The following is a 16160-nucleotide window of genomic DNA, read 5'->3' as shown; positions in this document are numbered from 1 at the left end:
ATATGGCCACGGTCATCGATCGGCGGGAGAATGGCGGCAACAAGAGTGCGGTCAACAAGCAGCGTTTCATCAAGCGTTACCGCGAGCAGATTCGGCAAGCCGTAGCGAAGGCGGTGTCCGGCCGGAAGATCATGGACATCGAGCAGAGCGGGCAGGTGTCCATTCCGGTCAAGGACATCTCCGAGCCGATCTTCCACCATGGCCAGGGTGGCAAGCGCGAGTGGATCCACCCCGGCAACAAGAAGTTCGTCCGCGGAGACAGTTTCGACCGCCAGCAGCAAGGAGCGGGCGGAACCGGCTCGCGGGCGAGCGACTCGGGCGAGGGCGAGGACGATTTCGTCTTCACGCTCTCGCGCGAGGACTTCCTGAATTTCTTCTTCGAGGACATGGCGCTGCCGGACATGGCCAAGCGCCACCTGGCCAAGATCGCCGAGGTGCGCAAGGTGCGCGCCGGCTTTTCGATCGACGGCACGCCCTCGAACCTGTCGGTGCTGCGCACGATGCGCAGCTCGCTCGGCCGGCGCATCGCGCTGTCCGGGCCTTACCAGCGGCGCCTGCAGGCGCTCGAGCAGCAGTACAGCGAGGTGCTCGAGGAAGAGGGCCCCTATACGGCCCGCGCGCAGGAGATGATGAAGGAGATGCGCCATCTGCGCGCCTGCATCGACCGCGTGCCCTTCATCGAGAAGCTCGACCTGCGCTACAACAACCGCGTGCTGAAGAAGCGTCCGCAGGCGCAGGCGGTGATGTTCTGCCTGATGGACGTGTCGGGGTCGATGGACGAGAGCCGCAAGGACCTGGCCAAGCGCTTCTTCATGCTGCTGTACCTGTTCCTGAAGCGGAACTACGAACGCATCGACGTCGTCTTCATTCGCCACCATACGGTCGCCAAGGAAGTCGACGAGGAAGATTTCTTCCATTCGCGCGAATCGGGCGGCACGGTGGTGTCGAGCGCGCTGAAGCTGATGGTCGACGTGATCCACAACCGCTACCCGGCCAGCCAGTGGAACATCTACTGCGCGCAGGCGTCGGATGGCGACAACTGGGCCGGCGACTCGGAGCTGTGCGGCCGGCTGCTGCGCGAATCGATCCTGCCGCTGGTGCAGTACTACGCCTATGTCGAGGTCGCGTCCGAGGAGCCGCAGAACCTGTGGGAAGAGTACATGACGGTCAAGGGCGCGCACGAGAACTTCGCGATGCAGCGGATCATCGGCGCGGACGAGATCTATCCTGTGCTGCACGACCTGTTTCAGAAGAAGGCGGCCTGACCGGACACCGGGCGCCGATGCGTTGACACCCTGGCGTACCGGTGCCCGGCATGGGGTCCATGCAAGGGCACCGCACCGGACAGGCCTTGGCTAACCGGCGGAGCTGCGATGGCGATCCGCCGACATGGGGGTGGGACATGGCATACCTCTCTACCGGTTCGGAGTGGACCTTCGAACTGATCCAGCGGTACGACCGGGAGATCGCGCGCATCGCGGCCGATTTCGGCCTCGATACCTATCCCAACCAGATCGAGATCATCACCGCCGAGCAGATGCTCGACGCCTATGCGTCCGCGGGCCTGCCGGTCGGCTACAGCCATTGGTCGTACGGCAAGCATTTCCTGGCTTCCGAGCGCAGCTACCAGCGCGGCCACATGGGCCTGGCATACGAGATCGTGATCAACTCGAACCCCTGCATCGCCTATCTGATGGAGGAGAACACGATGCCGATGCAGGCGCTGACGATCGCGCATGCCTGCTATGGCCACAACTCCTTCTTCAAGGGCAATTACCTGTTCCGCACCTGGACCAACGCGGACGCCATCGTCGACTACCTGCTGTTCGCGAAGAACTACGTGGCCGAATGCGAGCAGCGTTACGGCGAGCAGGAGGTCGAACTGCTGCTCGACTCCTGCCATGCGCTGCAGAACTACGGCGTGGACCGCTACAAGCGGCCGAAGAAGCTGTCGATCACCGAGGAGCAGGCGCGCCAGGCCGAGCGCGAGAACTATCTGCAGATGCAGGTCAACGATCTGTGGCGGACCCTGCCGAAGCACCGTTCGCACGCGCTGGTGACCGAGGACGAACCGCCAGAGACCGAGGCCACCTTCCCGCCGGAGCCGCAGGAGAACCTGCTGTACTTCATCGAGAAGAACGCCCCGAAGCTGCAGCCCTGGCAGCGCGAGATCGTCCGCATCGTGCGCAAGATCGCGCAGTACTTCTACCCGCAGCGGCAGACCAAGGTGATGAACGAGGGCTGGGCCACATTCTGGCACTACACGATCCTGCACGAGCTGTACGAGCAGGGGCTGGTCAACGATGCCTTCATGATGGAGCTGCTGCAGGCGCATACCAACGTCATCTACCAGCCGCCGTACCACAGCCCTTACTACAGCGGCCTCAATCCCTACACGCTCGGCTTCCTGATGTTCCAGGACCTGCGCCGCATGTGCGAGCACCCGGACGACGAGGATTACCGCTGGGCGCCGGAAATCGCCGGCAGCGACTGGCGCAAGACGCTGGACTTCGCGATGCGCAACTTCAAGGACGAGAGCTTCCTGCTGCAGTTCCTGTCGCCGCGCGTGATCCGCGAGCTCAAGCTGTTCTCGGTGCTGGACGACGACCGCGAAAGCAAGCTGCGCGTGACCGCGATCCACGACGACGAGGGCTATCGGCGCATCCGGCAGCTGCTGGCCAGCCAGTACGACCTGTCCAATATCGAGCCGAACATCCAGGTCACCAACGTCGACGTCGGCGGCGACCGCTCGCTGACGCTGCGCCATCTGCAGAGCGATCGCCGGCCGCTGGCGCAGAACTTCGAGGAGGTGGTGCGCCATGTCACCCGGCTATGGGGCTTCACCGTGCGGCTCGAGGTGGTCTACGAGGACGGGCGGCACGAGATCAAGTACGAATGCCGGCCCGAGCGCAAGCACCATCGCAAGGCGGCCTGAGCGGACGATAACGATACGATGATTCGGGTCCGATCCCGCCAGCGGGACGGGGACCGGGGTAGTCCGGCAAGCAAGGCAAGGGCGGAGATTTCAGCGCTGAAATCTCCGCCCTTTTCGTTTGGCGAAGCGGCACGCCGATGCCGTGGACGCTATGCTGCCCCCGCGCCGCCCTCGATCAGCGGCTTGACCTCGGCCGCGCCGCCGCCATCGAGCTGCAGCGTCATGTAAGGGGACGCCATGCGGATGCCGGCCGCGTCGAACTTCTGCTTCAGCGTCGCGTTGAACGCCCGCGTGATTTCGAACTGCGCCAGCGGCAGCGTCTTGAACTGGGCCAGCACGACCGGACCAGAGGGATCGAAGCGGTCCAGCCCGAGGATGTCGAGCCCCGACAGCAGCCGATGCGTGAAGCGGATGTCCTGCGCGATCTCGTCGCCGGCCTCGCGGATCAGCGCCATGGCGCGGTCCAGATCGCTGTCGTAGCGCAGGCCGATATTGAACACCGCGAAGGCATGGCCGCGCGACAGGTTCTTGATCGCCTTGATCTGGCTGTATGGCAGCACATGCAGCGCGCCCTTGCCGTCGCGCAGCTTGATCGTGCGGATCGTCATCCCTTCGACGGTGCCGCTGTGGTCGGGCAGCTCGACCACGTCGCCGATCGCGATCGAGTCCTCGACCACGATGAACAGCCCCGTGATCAGGTCCTGCACCAGCGTCTGCGCGCCGAAGCCGATGGCCAGGCCGACCACGCCGGCGCCGGCGATCAGCGGCGTCACGTTGACGCCGAGATTGGCCAGCACCGCGATCAGCGCCATCACCAGCAGCGCAACGAACACCGCGTTGCGCAGCAGCGGCAGGATCGTGCGAGCCCGCATGCTGGGCGGCTGCCCGCGCCCGTGTCCAGGCGACAGCGCCTGCGTGATCGCGGTATCGATGACCAGCCAGAACAGCCACGACAGCAGCACCGCGGCCAGCGCGCCGAATACCGCGTCGGCGAAGCGGCGGCCCAGCGCGGTCGAATGCATCAGATGCAGCAGCGAATTGCCCCAGACGCGGCTCGTCAGCTCCAGAAAGCCGAGCCAGATCGCCAGCCGCAGCAGCGCCACCGCGAAGCGGCCGAAGCGCGCCAGATAGGCCGAGCGCCGCTGCCAGCGTTGCCGCGGACCGTGCTGGGTCGCCTGCGGCGAGCGTCCGGTCACCACCGTCAGCGCCAGCGCGGCGACCAGCAGCGCCACCGTCAGGATGGTCCGGCCCAGATAGTCGTCCGCGTGGCCAGCGGCGAGCAGCGTGCCGACCACCGACGCGCATACCACCGCCAGCACCGGCAGATGCCAGGTGCCGCCGGCCAGCCGCAACACATCGGTGATGGCCGGATGGGCCTGGCGAAAGGCGAGCGGGCGGTTGGCGATCAGATGGCCGATCTGCCGGCGAAAACGCAGGCAGAACCAGGCCATCAGCAGCGCCGCGGCGATGTTGGACAGATTGGCGGTCACCGCGGACAGGTTGATGCCGAGCGCTGCGACCACGCGCGCATTGGTCGCGGCATCGCCAAGCGCCGCCAGCGCGCCGATCGCGAACAACACCGTGCGCGAGTGCTGGTGCAGGTCGTGGACCGCGCGGCGCCGGTGCGCAGTATTGAAGACCGCGAACAGCGTCTGCGATACCGCCGACAGCACCGCGCCGGCGACCAGCGCATAGGCCAGCGTCAGCGCCGCGACGCCGGCCGGCACCAGATGCAGCGCCAGCGCGCGCACGATCCAGATCGCCATGCCGAACGCGATTGCCCACGGGCCGACCCGTCGCAGCATGAAGATACCGACGTCGGTCCACGACGGCACCGTCGGTAGCTGGACCCGATCGACCGGCCGCATCAGCCGTCCGCGCACGCGCCGCGCCAGTTCGTGCAGCAGCCAGCCGCCGATGGCCCAGCCCGCCAGCACCGCGGCGAACAGCTGCGCCGATCGCATGACGCTGCCCCGTCCGCGATCGGTCAGCGCCTGCTGCCATTCCTCGCCGGCGAAGCGCAGGCGCCAGCTCCAGTAGCGCCACGGCCCCTGATCCTTGCCGAGCCGGTCGTCGACCTGCTCGACCGCTTCGGCCAGCGCACCGACCAGTCCGCCGGCCTCGGCCTCCGACGCTGCCGCCGCAGCCGGCGCCGACGCCCCGAGCCCGTCGCGGACCGCGCGCAGCTGGCCGACCAGCGCGGCGCGCTGCTGGTCGTTCTGCAGTGTCTCGATGACCTGATCGAGCGATTGCGCCAGCGGCACGCTGGCCGCGGCCTCCGAGGCCGAGGTGCCGGCAGCGGGATGGGCGGCGGGCTTGCCCAATGGCGCGGCCGCACCGGCGAGGGGCATGGCGCCGATCGCGCAGAGCCAGATCAGCGCCAACCATGGCAGATGACATCGCAGTTTCATCGTCGCGGGAGCCTCGTCGAAACCGGTCCTCGGCCCCCGCCAGGAGGGCCGTCATGGGCGCACTGTAACCGATGCCCAAGTGCGGGGCGACCTGTCAACGTCTGACGCTCCGGGCGCCGATTCGGCGTCGCACGCAAGTTCGCCGATAGTGCTACTCTAATTTCCCTCTTTTCTCCGACCCCTTTTTCTTCAGGTTCTACTCAGGCCCCTAACTCAGGAGATTGTCGTGGCCCGCAAAACTCCCATCGAGCGCTATCGCAACATCGGCATCAGTGCGCATATCGACGCCGGCAAGACGACCACGACCGAACGCATCCTGTTCTACACGGGCGTCAGCCACAAGCTCGGCGAGGTGCACGAGGGCGCCGCCACCATGGACTGGATGGAGCAGGAGCAGGAGCGCGGCATCACCATCACGTCGGCCGCCACCACGGTGTTCTGGAAGGGCATGGCCGGCAAGTATCCCGAGCACCGGATCAACATCATCGACACCCCCGGACACGTCGACTTCACGATCGAGGTCGAGCGCTCGATGCGCGTGCTCGACGGCGCCGTGATGGTCTACGACGCGGTCGGCGGGGTGCAGCCGCAATCGGAAACGGTCTGGCGCCAGGCGAACAAATACGGCGTGCCGCGGCTGGCCTTCGTCAACAAGATGGACCGCGTCGGCGCGGACTTCTTCCGCGTGCGCGAGCAGATCGCCGAGCGTCTGAAGGGCGCCGCCGTGCCGGTGCAGATTCCGATCGGTGCCGAGGATCATTTCCTCGGCGTCATCGACCTGGTGCGCATGCAGGCCATCGTCTGGGACGAGGCCAGCCAGGGCGTGCGCTTCGAATACCGCGAGATCCCGGCCGAGCTGGTCGATACCGCGCAGCTGTGGCGCGAGCGGATGGTCGAGGCGGCGGCCGAGGCCAACGAGTCGCTGCTGGAGAAATACCTGGGCGGCGAGGCCCTGAGCGAGGACGAGATCAAGGCCGGCCTGCGCCAGCGCACCATCGCCAACGAGATCGTGCCGATGCTGTGCGGCAGCGCCTTCAAGAACAAGGGCGTGCAGGCGATGCTCGACGCGGTGGTCGACTATCTGCCGTCGCCCGCCGACGTGCCGGCGATCCGCGGCCATACCGAGGACGACCGCGATGCCGAGCGCCACCCGAGCGACGACGAACCGTTCTCCGCGCTGGCCTTCAAGATCATGACCGACCCGTTCGTCGGCCAGCTGATCTTCTTCCGCGTCTACTCCGGCGTGGTCAATTCGGGCGATACCGTCTACAACCCGGTCAAGGGCAAGCGCGAACGCCTGGGCCGGATCCTGCAGATGCATGCGAACACGCGCAACGAGATCAAGGAGGTGCGCGCCGGCGACATCGCCGCGGCCGTGGGCCTGAAGGAGGCGACCACCGGCGACACGCTTTGCGACCCCGCCAACGTGATCATCCTCGAGCGGATGACCTTCCCCGAGCCCGTGATCTCGCAGGCGGTCGAGCCCAAGACCAAGGCGGACCAGGAGAAGATGGGCGTGGCGCTGAACCGCCTGGCGCAGGAGGACCCGTCGTTCCGCGTCAAGACCGACGAGGAATCGGGCCAGACCATCATCTCCGGCATGGGCGAGCTGCACCTGGAAATCCTGGTCGACCGGATGAAGCGCGAGTTCGGCGTGGAAGCGACCGTCGGCAAGCCGCAGGTCGCGTATCGCGAGACGATCCGCCAGCCGATCAAGGGCGTCGAGGGCAAGTTCGTCAAGCAGTCCGGCGGCCGTGGCCAGTACGGCCACGTGGTGATCGACCTGGAGCCGCAGCCGCAGGGCAAGGGCTACGAATTCGTCGATGCGATCAAGGGCGGCGTGATTCCGCGCGAGTTCATTCCGGCGGTCGACAAGGGCATCCAGGAGACGCTGAACGCCGGCGTGCTGGCCGGCTTCCCGGTGGTGGACGTCAAGGTCACGCTGGTGTTCGGCTCGTATCACGAGGTCGATTCGAACGAGAACGCCTACCGGATGGCCGGCTCGATGGCCTTCAAGGACGGCATGCGCCGCGCGCGTCCGGTGCTGCTCGAGCCGATGATGGCGGTCGAGGTCGAGACGCCGGAGGAGTTCACCGGCAACGTGATGGGCGATCTGTCGTCGCGGCGCGGCATCGTGCACGGCATGGACGAGATCGCGGGCGGCGGCGGCAAGCTGGTGCGCGCCGAGGTGCCGCTGGCGGAGATGTTCGGCTACTCGACCTCGCTGCGGTCGCTGACCCAGGGCCGCGCAACCTACACGATGGAGTTCAAGCACTACGCCGAGGCGCCGGCCAACGTCGCCGACGCGGTGGTCAACGCGCGCCGGCAATAGTCGTCAGGCGAAGGCCGTCCTCAAACGAAGGGCGGCTCGCCCTGCCAGTCGAAGAAGTCCGGCATGTCGCGCGACACGGTCTGCGGGAACGCGGCCGGCCGCTTCTGCAGGAAGGCCTCGACGCCTTCCTTCGCGTCCGGCGAGCGGCCGCGCGACTGGATCGCGCGGCTGTCGAGCTTGTGCGCTTCCATCGGATGCGCGGCGCCGGCCATCCGCCAGATCATCTGCCGCGAGATCGCGACCGACACCGGCGCGGCGTTGTCCGCGATCTCGCGCGCCAGCGCGTAGGCTGCCGGCAGCAGGTCGTCCGGTTCATGCAGCGACCGCACCAGGCCGCGCTCCAGCGCCTCCTGGGCCGGGAACACGCGGCCGGTGTAGCACCACTCCAGCGCGGTCGAGATGCCGACCACGCGCGACAGGAACCACGACGACGCGGCCTCCGGCGTGATGCCGCGGCGCGAGAACACGAAACCGAACTTGGCCGCGGTCGACGCCAGCCGGATATCCATCGGCAGCTGCATCGTCACGCCGATGCCGACCGCCGCGCCGTTGATCGCCCCGATCACCGGCTTCAGGCTGCGGTAGATCCGCAGCGCGACGCGCCCGCCGCCGTCGCGGTGCGGCGTGTCGGCCGGCGCGCCATAGCGCTTCTCGAAATCGAAGGTCGAGCCGCCCGACGACAGATCGGCGCCGGCGCAGAACGCGCGCCCCGCGCCCGTCACCACGACCGCCCGCACCGCATCGTCGGCGTCGGTCGCGTCGAAGGCGGCGATCAGCTCCTGCATCATCTGCGCATTGAACGTATTCATCTGTTCCGGCCGGTGCAGCGTGATGGTCGCGATGCCGTCGGCGACGGCGTAGCGCAGCGTTTCGAACGGTGAGGGGTTCATGAGGGCTCCGAGGTGGTCGGTCGATGCGGGAAACGTCGATGGCGATGCCGGCGCCCGGCGCCGGCTCGCTCAGGCGAAGGTGATCGCGCCGCGCCGGTCCGCGCGCTCCAGATGCGGCACGTTGTTGAAGCTGAGCAGCCGCTGCGTATTGCGGCCGCAGATGATTTCGCAGAAGGCGGTATTGCGGAACTGCAGGTTCAGTTCGATCGCCGTCTGCGCCGGCGCGTGCAGCATGTCGGCCACCGCGCGGCCGATCGCGCCGCCCGAACTGACCACCAGGATCGCATCCTCGCGGGCAGACCCCTCGGCGCCGTGCGCCAGCCCGGCGGCGATGCGTTTGCCGAATTCGTCCCAGCTCTCCGGCATGCCGGTCAGCGTGCCGGCGGTCCAGGCCGCGAACGCCGCGCGGAAGGTGCGCCAGTAGTCCGCGTAGTCGCCGTTCTGATGCGCGCGATGGTCGGCGCCGCCGGTGTGGGCGCAGTACAGCGCCTCGCCGTCGTACTCGTTGAAGCCCGGATGGGTTTCGAGCGTCAACCCGGCACCAGCCTCGCCCATCGCCGCCAGGATCTCGCTGGCGGTGTCCTGCTGGCGCACCAGGGAGCCGGCGATCACGCGGCGGAAGCGCACCCCGCGCTCGACGAAATATTCGCCGAGCCAGCGCGATTGCTGCCGGCCCTGTGCCGACAGGCAGTCGTAATTGGCAGCGCCGAAGGAGGCCTGGCCGTGGCGCACGAGAAATAGCGTTGCCATAGAGGGAGAGCGGAAGGTTGGGAGAGGGGCCAGCGATGGCCGTCGCGCTCGATTGTAGGGCGCGCTCCGAGTGCCGGCCAAGCAAGCGTGACACGCTGCATACCGGTCATGGCCGCGCTGCATTGTCGCGGCCGGCGCGCCTTGCGCGTCGCAAATTTTCGAAAGCCGCCGGCACGTTACGCAAATGGCGTCGCCATACGCGGTTACCTTGGCGCCTGCCCGCCGGCGGGCATTCCTCAGGCAATCCAGACATCAGCACCCCGACATCAGCATCACGACATCAAGAGGTCATGACGATGCGTACGTATCACACCTTGGCGTATCCCGACTGCACTGCCTTCAGCGCGGCACTGGAATCGCCGGATGGCGGACCGGCGATCAGCGCGGCGCTCGTGCGTGGCGAACTGATCGAGGTACAGGGCCATCGGTTTCGCCTGTGCCGATCGGATTCCGGCTGGAAGATCAAGACCGCTCCGCTGTGGCAGATGACACACCGCCAGCGCTTCGCGCGGTTGATGCGGTGTCTGCGCCTGGGCGGCGACGTGGTGTTGTGGGAATCGCGGGTGCGCCGCTTCGTCAAGCATTGGGCGCTGCGCGTCGAGACCGATGGCGGCAACGAAGGGGGCAAGGGCGGCAGCGCCGACGGCAGCCGGGATTGCGCGCGGCCGCGCGTGGTCCCGCTCTACATCAAGGGCTGGCTGCCGCCGGCTCTCGATCATGACGGCCTGTCGGCAGAGAGCCGCCAGGCCGGGCCCCGGCGCCGCGCCGAACTGCTGCGTTACGCTCAGCGGCCCCAGGCCGAACCCGATGGCGCATCGGAGCGCACCGGCGAGGCGTCGCACAGCCGGCCGCCCATGCCGCCTGACACCGAGCTGCGTCGACTGTGCCCCGAAGTCGCGCAGCGTTTGTTCGGTCCGGGTTCCGACCTGCGTGCGCGCAACCTGCGCGACAGCCGCCTGGGGCCGCTCGATCTGGGCGGTGCCGACCTGCGCGGCGCTGTGCTGGTCCGTTGCGGCGCCGTCGAGGCGGACCTGCGCAGCGCGGACCTGCGCGATGCCGATCTGCGGCTGGCCGATCTGCGTCGTGCCAGGCTGGACGGCGCCAGGCTGTCCGGCGCCCAGCTCGCCGGCACCCGGCTGCAAAACGCCTCGCTCAGCGGTGCGGACCTGCGTGGCCAGACGCTTTACGCGATGGCGTTGGCCGGCGCGACGCTGTCCGGGGCGGACCTGACGGGCGCCGGCTTCGTGCTGCCGCCCGACGCGCTGGTCGACGGCGCCACCCGCCGGGCCGCGCTCAAGCCGCTGCATCAGCATGACGGCAATCTGCTGTGGACGGTGGTCTCGCTGTCCGATCCGCAACGGCGACGCGAACTGATGGCGGCGATCGTCAACGCGCTGAATTGCGCGACCGCGCAAAACGAGGACATCTCCGACACCAATGACGCCCTCGCCGAGTTGTTGTTGAAGGACGTCGACCAGTATTGGGGAAACTCCGGCGAGCAGAGCACCGACATCGTGCTGGATCACTGTATCCGGAGGCTGGCCAGGCACCAGTGCCAGCGCCTGGCCAGAACGCTGCCCGAGTCGTGCGAAGACGTGCTGCTGAAGCTGGCGGACCGATATCGCGCGATGTTTGCCAAGTATGATCCCGCGATCTTCGCCAAGTTTGGCGAACTGCCATGGGAGTTGACGCTGGAGCTGCGGTCGTCCCCCATCAAGGTCGTCCCCGATCAATCGAGTGTGACGCCGGTATCGGCGGTCAGCTTCAGTACCACCGGCAGATAGGCCCGATAGGCGCTGCTCGCCTCGGCCGGCAGATTGCCGACCGGCTCGGCGCCCATCTCGTCGATCCGGCGTGCCACCGGGCCGCTGCGGACCAGCGCGCTGACCTCGCGCCCAAGCCGCTCGACGATGGCCGGCGGCGTCTTCGCCGGGGCCAGCAGCGTGGTCGGCCCGACGATCTCGTAGGCGGCATCGCGATAACCCGCCTCGGCGAACGTCGGCACATCGGGCAGGCCGACGGCCCGCCGCGTGCCGATCACCGCCAGCGCCCGCAGCTTGCCGGTGGCGATATGCTGCTTCAGCGCGGTCACCGAGCCGATCGTCATATTGACCTGCCCCGCCAGCAGGTCCGACACCATCGGCCCTTCACCGCGGTAGGGCACGTGCAGGATATCGAGCCCCTTGGTCTTGGCCAGATACGACTGGATCGTATGCGGCTGCGTGCCCGGTCCCCACGAGCCCATCCGCAGGGCGCCGGGATGCGCCTTCGCGTAGGCGAACAACTCGTCGACGCTCTTGACCGGCAGCGTGCTGTTGACCACCAGCACGGTACGCATCGTGGCGATATCGGAGACCGGCTGCAGATCGGTGCGCGGATCGTAGGGCAGCTTCTTGTACAGCGCCAGATTGGCCGTGATCGGGCCGGGCACCGTCATCAGCAGCGTGTAGCCGTCGGGCGCGGACTTGGCGACATGGTCGGTGCCGATGATGCCGCCCGCGCCGCCCTTGTTCTCGACCACGACCGGTTGGCCCAGCCGCTGGCTCAGCGTGTCGCCCAGCGTGCGGGCCAGCGTGTCGGTCGAGCCGCCGGCCGGATAGGGCACGACGATGCGGATCGGCTTGCTGGGGTAGGGTTGCTGCGCATGCAGCGGCAAGGCGGCCAGCGACAGCATTGCCAGGGCGGCGGCGCGCATCGCGGTCCTGCGTTGGCCCGCCTTGCCGGTGGACGCCTTGCTGCGTGGGTTCATGCTGGTCTCCTCGTGGTCATGTTCGTGTGGTTCCCGCGATCGGCTCGGCGGCGCGCTGCCGCATTCCATCGCGCCGATTCAATCGCACCTTGGCGCCAGATAGCCGCCAATGAGCCGCGCCATCTGCACGGGCAGTTCGTCGTCGTCCAGCCGCAACGGCAGCGGGTCGTGCAACAACGCATCGACCAGCATGCCGAACGCGGCCTGCATGGCGAAGCGCACCTTCGCCTCGGCGCGCGCGCCGTCATCGAGCCGCGGCATCAGCAGCGCCACCATCCGGTCCGCGAAGGCGGCCGCACAGGCGCGATGCGGCTGCCAGGCCTGCGGCCGGGCGCCGGCCTGCTGCAGCGCCGCGCGCAGCAACCCGCGCTGGGCGCGGCAGCCGCGCACCAGCAGGCGCATCGCCTTGTCGATCAGCGCCGCGGTCGGCAGCGCGGCGCACCGGGGCAGCGCCAGATGCCGCTCGATGGCTTGCTGCGCGTCGCGTACCGCGGCCGCCTGCAGCGCTTCGAAAAAGGCCGCCTTGTCGCGGAAACGCCCATAGAAGGCGCCGACCGACAGCTCGCAGGCCGCGACGATCTGCGCCACCGAAATCGATTCGAAGTCGCGCGTGGCCAGCAGCGTGCGGCCCGCGGCCAGCAACGCCTGCTCGGTATCGCGGGCGCGCTGGCGCTTCGGCGCATGCAGCAGCGAACGGGTGTCGAGCGCGGGGAAGGCGCTGCGCGCGGTGCCCGGCAGCGGGAAGGGAGAGGCAGGGGTCATGACGGCTTCCGGAGGCGGCGACGGAACGAATTGCGGGATCGGAACGGCGTCGCCGATGCACGGCATCGTCCATCCGATCCAGCGTCCGGCCACGTTAGGGGCACAGGCGGGCAGCGTCAACGAAGGGGCCGCTATTTCCAATATCTGGAAATTCGTTCCATCATTTGACGGTCATCGCCGTGGCCACCCACACTGGATTTCAGGAGACAACATGAACACGCCGGTCGAACAATTCATCGCCGAGCGCCGCCGCGACGACCCGTCGTTCGGCGGACTGCTCGCCAAGGGCTTTGCCTTGCTGCGCTGCTTCATCGACGAGCCGCAGCCGATGGGCAATGGCGAACTGTCGCGCCGGCTGCAGCTGCCGCGCGCCACGGTGTCGCGCATCTGCAAGACGCTGTACGAGCTCGGCTATCTCGACTGGGACCCGAAGCTCGACAAGTACTTCGTCAGCGCGCAGGTGCTCGCGCTGGGCTATCCCTACCTGACCGGCCTGCCGATGCGGCATACCGCGCGGCCGCTGATGCAGGCGCTGGCCGACCGCATCGACGGCGCGGTGTCGATGGGCGTGGCGCATCGGCTCGACGTGACCTATCTGCTCACCTGCACCCACAACGAGGGCACGCCGGCGCGGCCGGGCGTCGGCGCGGTGCGGTCGGTGCTGAACACCGGCATGGGCCGTGCGTTCCTGTGCACGCTGTCGAAGGCCGAATTCCAGAGGCTGATGGAGATCGCGCAGCGCGAGCGTCCCGACGAATACGCCGCCAACTACGACCGCATCTGCCACAACGTCGCCCACTACCCCAAACGCGGTTACGCGATCAATGAGGGCGAGGCGGGCATCGGCGTGCATGGCGTCGGCATCTACTCGCGCATCGTCTATCTGAACCGACCGCTGCTGTTCAACTGCGCGATCGCCGGCACCAAGCTGCGCCGCGGCATGCTGGAAAAGCGCGTGGCGCCGATGCTGGCCGAGATGGTCCGCAGCATCGAGCAGGCGGCGGGTGTGGGGCGATAGCGCACGACATTCGCTGCGCCGCCGCTCCTGCGCCCACGCCTGCACGGCCTGGGCACCGGGACAACGAGACACCACGTTGCCGCCCTCACGGCGCCAACGGCGACAACGACGACGACAACGAAGACAACGGAGACACCGATGCCAGACCCGACCCCTGACCTGTCCGCCTTGCTGCGGCCACGCTCGATCGCCGTGATCGGCGCCTCGTCCCAGCCGGAGAAGGTCGGCGGCATGCCGATCCGGCTGCTGCGCGAGCTCGGTTACGGCGGCCGCGTGCATCCGGTCAATACCGCCTCGGCCGAGATCCAGGGCCTGCCCGCCACGCCCTCGCTCGGCGCGCTCGGCGAAGCGGTCGATCTTGCGATCGTCGCGGTGCCGGCAATGGCGAGCGCCGACGTGATGGCGCAGCTGGCCGCCAATGGCACGCGCGCCGCGGTGTTCTTCACGTCGGGCTTCGCCGAGGTCGGCGAAGCGGGCACCCGCATGCAGCAGGCGCTGGCCGAGCAGGCACGGCATCACGGCATCACGCTGCTGGGGCCCAATTGCCTCGGCGCGATGAATCTGCGCGAGCGCATGTTCGCCACGTTCTCGCCGATTCCATTGAGCGGGCTGCCGCCGCTGGGCGATGTGGGACTGGTCAGCCAGAGCGGGGCCTTCGGCGCCTATGCCTTTGCGCTGGCCCGCGAGGCCGGCCTCGGGCTGAGCCATTGGGTGACCACCGGCAACGAGGCCGGGCTGCAGGTCGCCGACGTGATCGAATGGCTTGCGCACGACGACGATACGCGCGTGATCCTGACGTACATGGAGGGCTGCCGCGATGGCGAGCGGCTGCGCCGCGCGCTGGCCGCCGCGCGGGCCGCGGGCAAGCCGGTGGTCGTCGCCAAGGTCGGCGTCACCGAGGCCGGCGCGCGTTCGGCGCAATCGCATACCGCGAGCCTCGCGGGCGAGGATGCGGTGTACCAGGCGGTATTCGACGAATACGGCGTCCATCGCGCCGAGTCGCTGGAGGCGTTCTTCCGGCTCGGCTATGTGCTGTCGCGCGGCCGCCGTCCGTCGCGCTGGCATAGCGCCAGCGGCCTGGCGGCCGATGCGGTGGCGCCGGTGGCGATCGTCACCGTGTCCGGCGGCGTCGGCATCATGATGGCCGATCGCGCCGAGCAACTGGGTTTGCCGATGCCGCCGATGCCGGCCGCCCCGGCCCAGGCGCTGCGCACCGCGATCCCGTTCGCCAGCACCGCCAATCCGATCGACGTCACCGGCCAGATCGTGGCCCAGCCGCGCGTGCTGCTGGACGCGCTGCGCGACGTCGCCGAATGCGGGGAATACGGCAGCGTGGTGGCCTTCCTCGCCGCCGGCGCCAATGCGCCGGCGCTGTGGCCCGAGCTGCAGCGCACCGTCGCCGCGCTGCACGAATCGAACGGCAGCGCACCGCTGCTGCTGTGCGGGCTGGTCGCCGACGATCGCCGCGCCTGGCTGGAGCAGCACGGGTGCCTGGTGTTCCGCGAGCCGGCGCATGCGATCGAAGCGGTTGCCGCGCTGGCGCGCGCGGCGGCGCAGCCGACCGACATGGGCGGCGAGCCGGCGGCCGAGTCCTGGCCGCCATTGCCGCAGTTGCCCCGCATCGCCGTGGACGCCGGCGCGCTGTCCGAGCATGAAGCGATGCAACTGCTGGCCGAAGCCGGCGTGCCGGTGGCCCCGCACGGCCTCGCGCGCGACGCCGACGAGGCGGTACGGATCGCCGAACGGCTCGGCTATCCGGTCGCGGTCAAGCTGTGCTCGCGCGAGATCCTGCACAAGAGCGACGTCGGCGGCGTGGCGTTGAACCTGCACGATGCCGCCGCGGTGCGCGCCGCCTTTGCGCGCGTGCGGGACGCGGCCCGCCGCCATGCGCAGCAGTCGGGCGGCGCGCCGGTGCCCTTCGATGGCGTGGTGGTGGCGCGCATGCTGCGCGGCTGGGGCGAACTGATGGTAGGCGTGCGGCGCGATCCGGTATTCGGCCTGGTCGCGCTGGCCGGCATCGGCGGCACCGCGGTCGAGGTGTTCCGGCAGATGGCATTCGGCCTGGCGCCGCTGTCGATGCCGCGCGCGCTGGCGATGCTGCGCGCAAGCCGCGCCGAGGCGCTGTTCGCCGGCCATCGCGGCAATCCGGCGGTGCCGCTGGAACGGGTCGCCGAGGTGCTGGTGCGCGTGTCGCGGGCCGCCGCCGCGATCGGACCGCGGCTCGACACGCTCGAGATCAATCCCTTCATCGTCACCGCCGACGGCCCGGTCGCGGCCGACGCCGTCATCACGCTGCGGCACGACGCGGCCTGA

11 protein-coding genes are annotated in these 16160 nt (G+C 68.6%); 6 read left to right on the top strand and 5 right to left on the bottom strand.

Annotation, left to right across the window (positions count from 1 at the left end; all coding sequences use genetic code 11):
• The first annotated feature begins 2 nt into the window (after positions 1-2).
• Together LRR16_RS11445 and LRR16_RS11440 are read left to right on the top strand one after the other, a co-directional pair.
• Positions 3-1265, top strand: a complete 1263-nt coding sequence (locus tag LRR16_RS11445; protein WP_232205910.1) for a YeaH/YhbH family protein — start codon at positions 3-5, stop codon at positions 1263-1265.
• Between the two features lie 137 nt (positions 1266-1402).
• The gene (locus LRR16_RS11440; RefSeq protein ID WP_023265246.1) at positions 1403-2935 is read left to right on the top strand and encodes a SpoVR family protein; all 1533 of its coding nucleotides are present in this window, start codon (positions 1403-1405) and stop codon (positions 2933-2935) included.
• 149 nt (positions 2936-3084) lie between these two features.
• Here LRR16_RS11440 and LRR16_RS11435 read toward each other — a convergent pair whose 3' ends face one another.
• Entirely contained in the window at positions 3085-5346 is a 2262-nt protein-coding gene (locus LRR16_RS11435) for a mechanosensitive ion channel family protein (protein ID WP_232205909.1), read from the bottom strand.
• Positions 5347-5572: 226 nt separating this feature from the next.
• On the opposite strand from LRR16_RS11435, the gene fusA reads away from it, so the two are divergent.
• On the top strand, positions 5573-7678 hold the full coding sequence (fusA, locus tag LRR16_RS11430; protein WP_023264071.1) for an elongation factor G: 2106 nt from the start codon (positions 5573-5575) through the stop codon (positions 7676-7678).
• 20 nt (positions 7679-7698) lie between these two features.
• Here fusA and LRR16_RS11425 read toward each other — a convergent pair whose 3' ends face one another.
• Together LRR16_RS11425 and LRR16_RS11420 are read right to left on the bottom strand one after the other, a co-directional pair.
• On the bottom strand, positions 7699-8568 hold the full coding sequence (locus LRR16_RS11425; protein ID WP_006579385.1) for a crotonase/enoyl-CoA hydratase family protein: 870 nt from the start codon (positions 8566-8568) through the stop codon (positions 7699-7701).
• 69 nt (positions 8569-8637) lie between these two features.
• Positions 8638-9318 carry a histidine phosphatase family protein gene (locus LRR16_RS11420; RefSeq protein WP_006579386.1) on the bottom strand — a complete coding sequence of 227 codons (681 nt, stop codon included), beginning with the start codon at positions 9316-9318 and terminating at the stop codon, positions 8638-8640.
• 35 nt (positions 9319-9353) lie between these two features.
• Here LRR16_RS11420 and LRR16_RS11415 point away from each other — a divergent pair, with 35 nt between their 5' ends.
• Positions 9354-11102 (top strand): pentapeptide repeat-containing protein, encoded by a 1749-nt coding sequence (locus tag LRR16_RS11415; RefSeq protein ID WP_232205908.1) that lies wholly within the window; start codon positions 9354-9356, stop codon positions 11100-11102.
• Here LRR16_RS11415 and LRR16_RS11410 read toward each other — a convergent pair.
• Positions 11048-12067: a tripartite tricarboxylate transporter substrate binding protein gene (locus LRR16_RS11410; RefSeq protein WP_006579389.1), complete on the bottom strand. Its 1020-nt coding sequence runs from the start codon at positions 12065-12067 to the stop codon at positions 11048-11050. The genes LRR16_RS11415 and LRR16_RS11410 overlap by 55 nt on opposite strands.
• Positions 12068-12145: 78 nt before the next feature.
• Positions 12146-12829 (bottom strand): TetR/AcrR family transcriptional regulator, encoded by a 684-nt coding sequence (locus LRR16_RS11405; protein WP_232205907.1) that lies wholly within the window; start codon positions 12827-12829, stop codon positions 12146-12148.
• Between the two features lie 211 nt (positions 12830-13040).
• On the opposite strand from LRR16_RS11405, the gene LRR16_RS11400 reads away from it, so the two are divergent.
• Positions 13041-13847: an IclR family transcriptional regulator gene (locus LRR16_RS11400; protein WP_006579422.1), complete on the top strand. Its 807-nt coding sequence runs from the start codon at positions 13041-13043 to the stop codon at positions 13845-13847.
• 138 nt (positions 13848-13985) lie between these two features.
• Positions 13986-16160 (top strand): acetate--CoA ligase family protein, encoded by a 2175-nt coding sequence (locus tag LRR16_RS11395; RefSeq protein WP_232205906.1) that lies wholly within the window; start codon positions 13986-13988, stop codon positions 16158-16160.

The sequence above is a fragment of the Cupriavidus sp. UGS-1 genome, from assembly GCF_021213615.1.
Classification (GTDB): domain Bacteria; phylum Pseudomonadota; class Gammaproteobacteria; order Burkholderiales; family Burkholderiaceae; genus Cupriavidus.
This window is presented reverse-complemented; position numbering and strand designations above follow the sequence as displayed.

What these genes read in the sequence shown, in the direction of transcription:
- LRR16_RS11435 (WP_232205909.1), bottom strand. Translation starts at nt 5,346, where the DNA reads ATGAAACTGCGATGTCATCTGCCATGGTTGGCGCTGATCTGGCTCTGC.
- LRR16_RS11415 (WP_232205908.1), top strand. Translation starts at nt 9,354, where the DNA reads ATGGCCGTCGCGCTCGATTGTAGGGCGCGCTCCGAGTGCCGGCCAAGC.
- LRR16_RS11395 (WP_232205906.1), top strand. Translation starts at nt 13,986, where the DNA reads ATGCCAGACCCGACCCCTGACCTGTCCGCCTTGCTGCGGCCACGCTCG.
- LRR16_RS11405 (WP_232205907.1), bottom strand. Translation starts at nt 12,829, where the DNA reads ATGACCCCTGCCTCTCCCTTCCCGCTGCCGGGCACCGCGCGCAGCGCC.
- LRR16_RS11410 (WP_006579389.1), bottom strand. Translation starts at nt 12,067, where the DNA reads ATGAACCCACGCAGCAAGGCGTCCACCGGCAAGGCGGGCCAACGCAGG.
- LRR16_RS11400 (WP_006579422.1), top strand. Translation starts at nt 13,041, where the DNA reads ATGAACACGCCGGTCGAACAATTCATCGCCGAGCGCCGCCGCGACGAC.
- LRR16_RS11425 (WP_006579385.1), bottom strand. Translation starts at nt 8,568, where the DNA reads ATGAACCCCTCACCGTTCGAAACGCTGCGCTACGCCGTCGCCGACGGC.
- LRR16_RS11445 (WP_232205910.1), top strand. Translation starts at nt 3, where the DNA reads ATGGCCACGGTCATCGATCGGCGGGAGAATGGCGGCAACAAGAGTGCG.
- LRR16_RS11420 (WP_006579386.1), bottom strand. Translation starts at nt 9,318, where the DNA reads ATGGCAACGCTATTTCTCGTGCGCCACGGCCAGGCCTCCTTCGGCGCT.
- LRR16_RS11440 (WP_023265246.1), top strand. Translation starts at nt 1,403, where the DNA reads ATGGCATACCTCTCTACCGGTTCGGAGTGGACCTTCGAACTGATCCAG.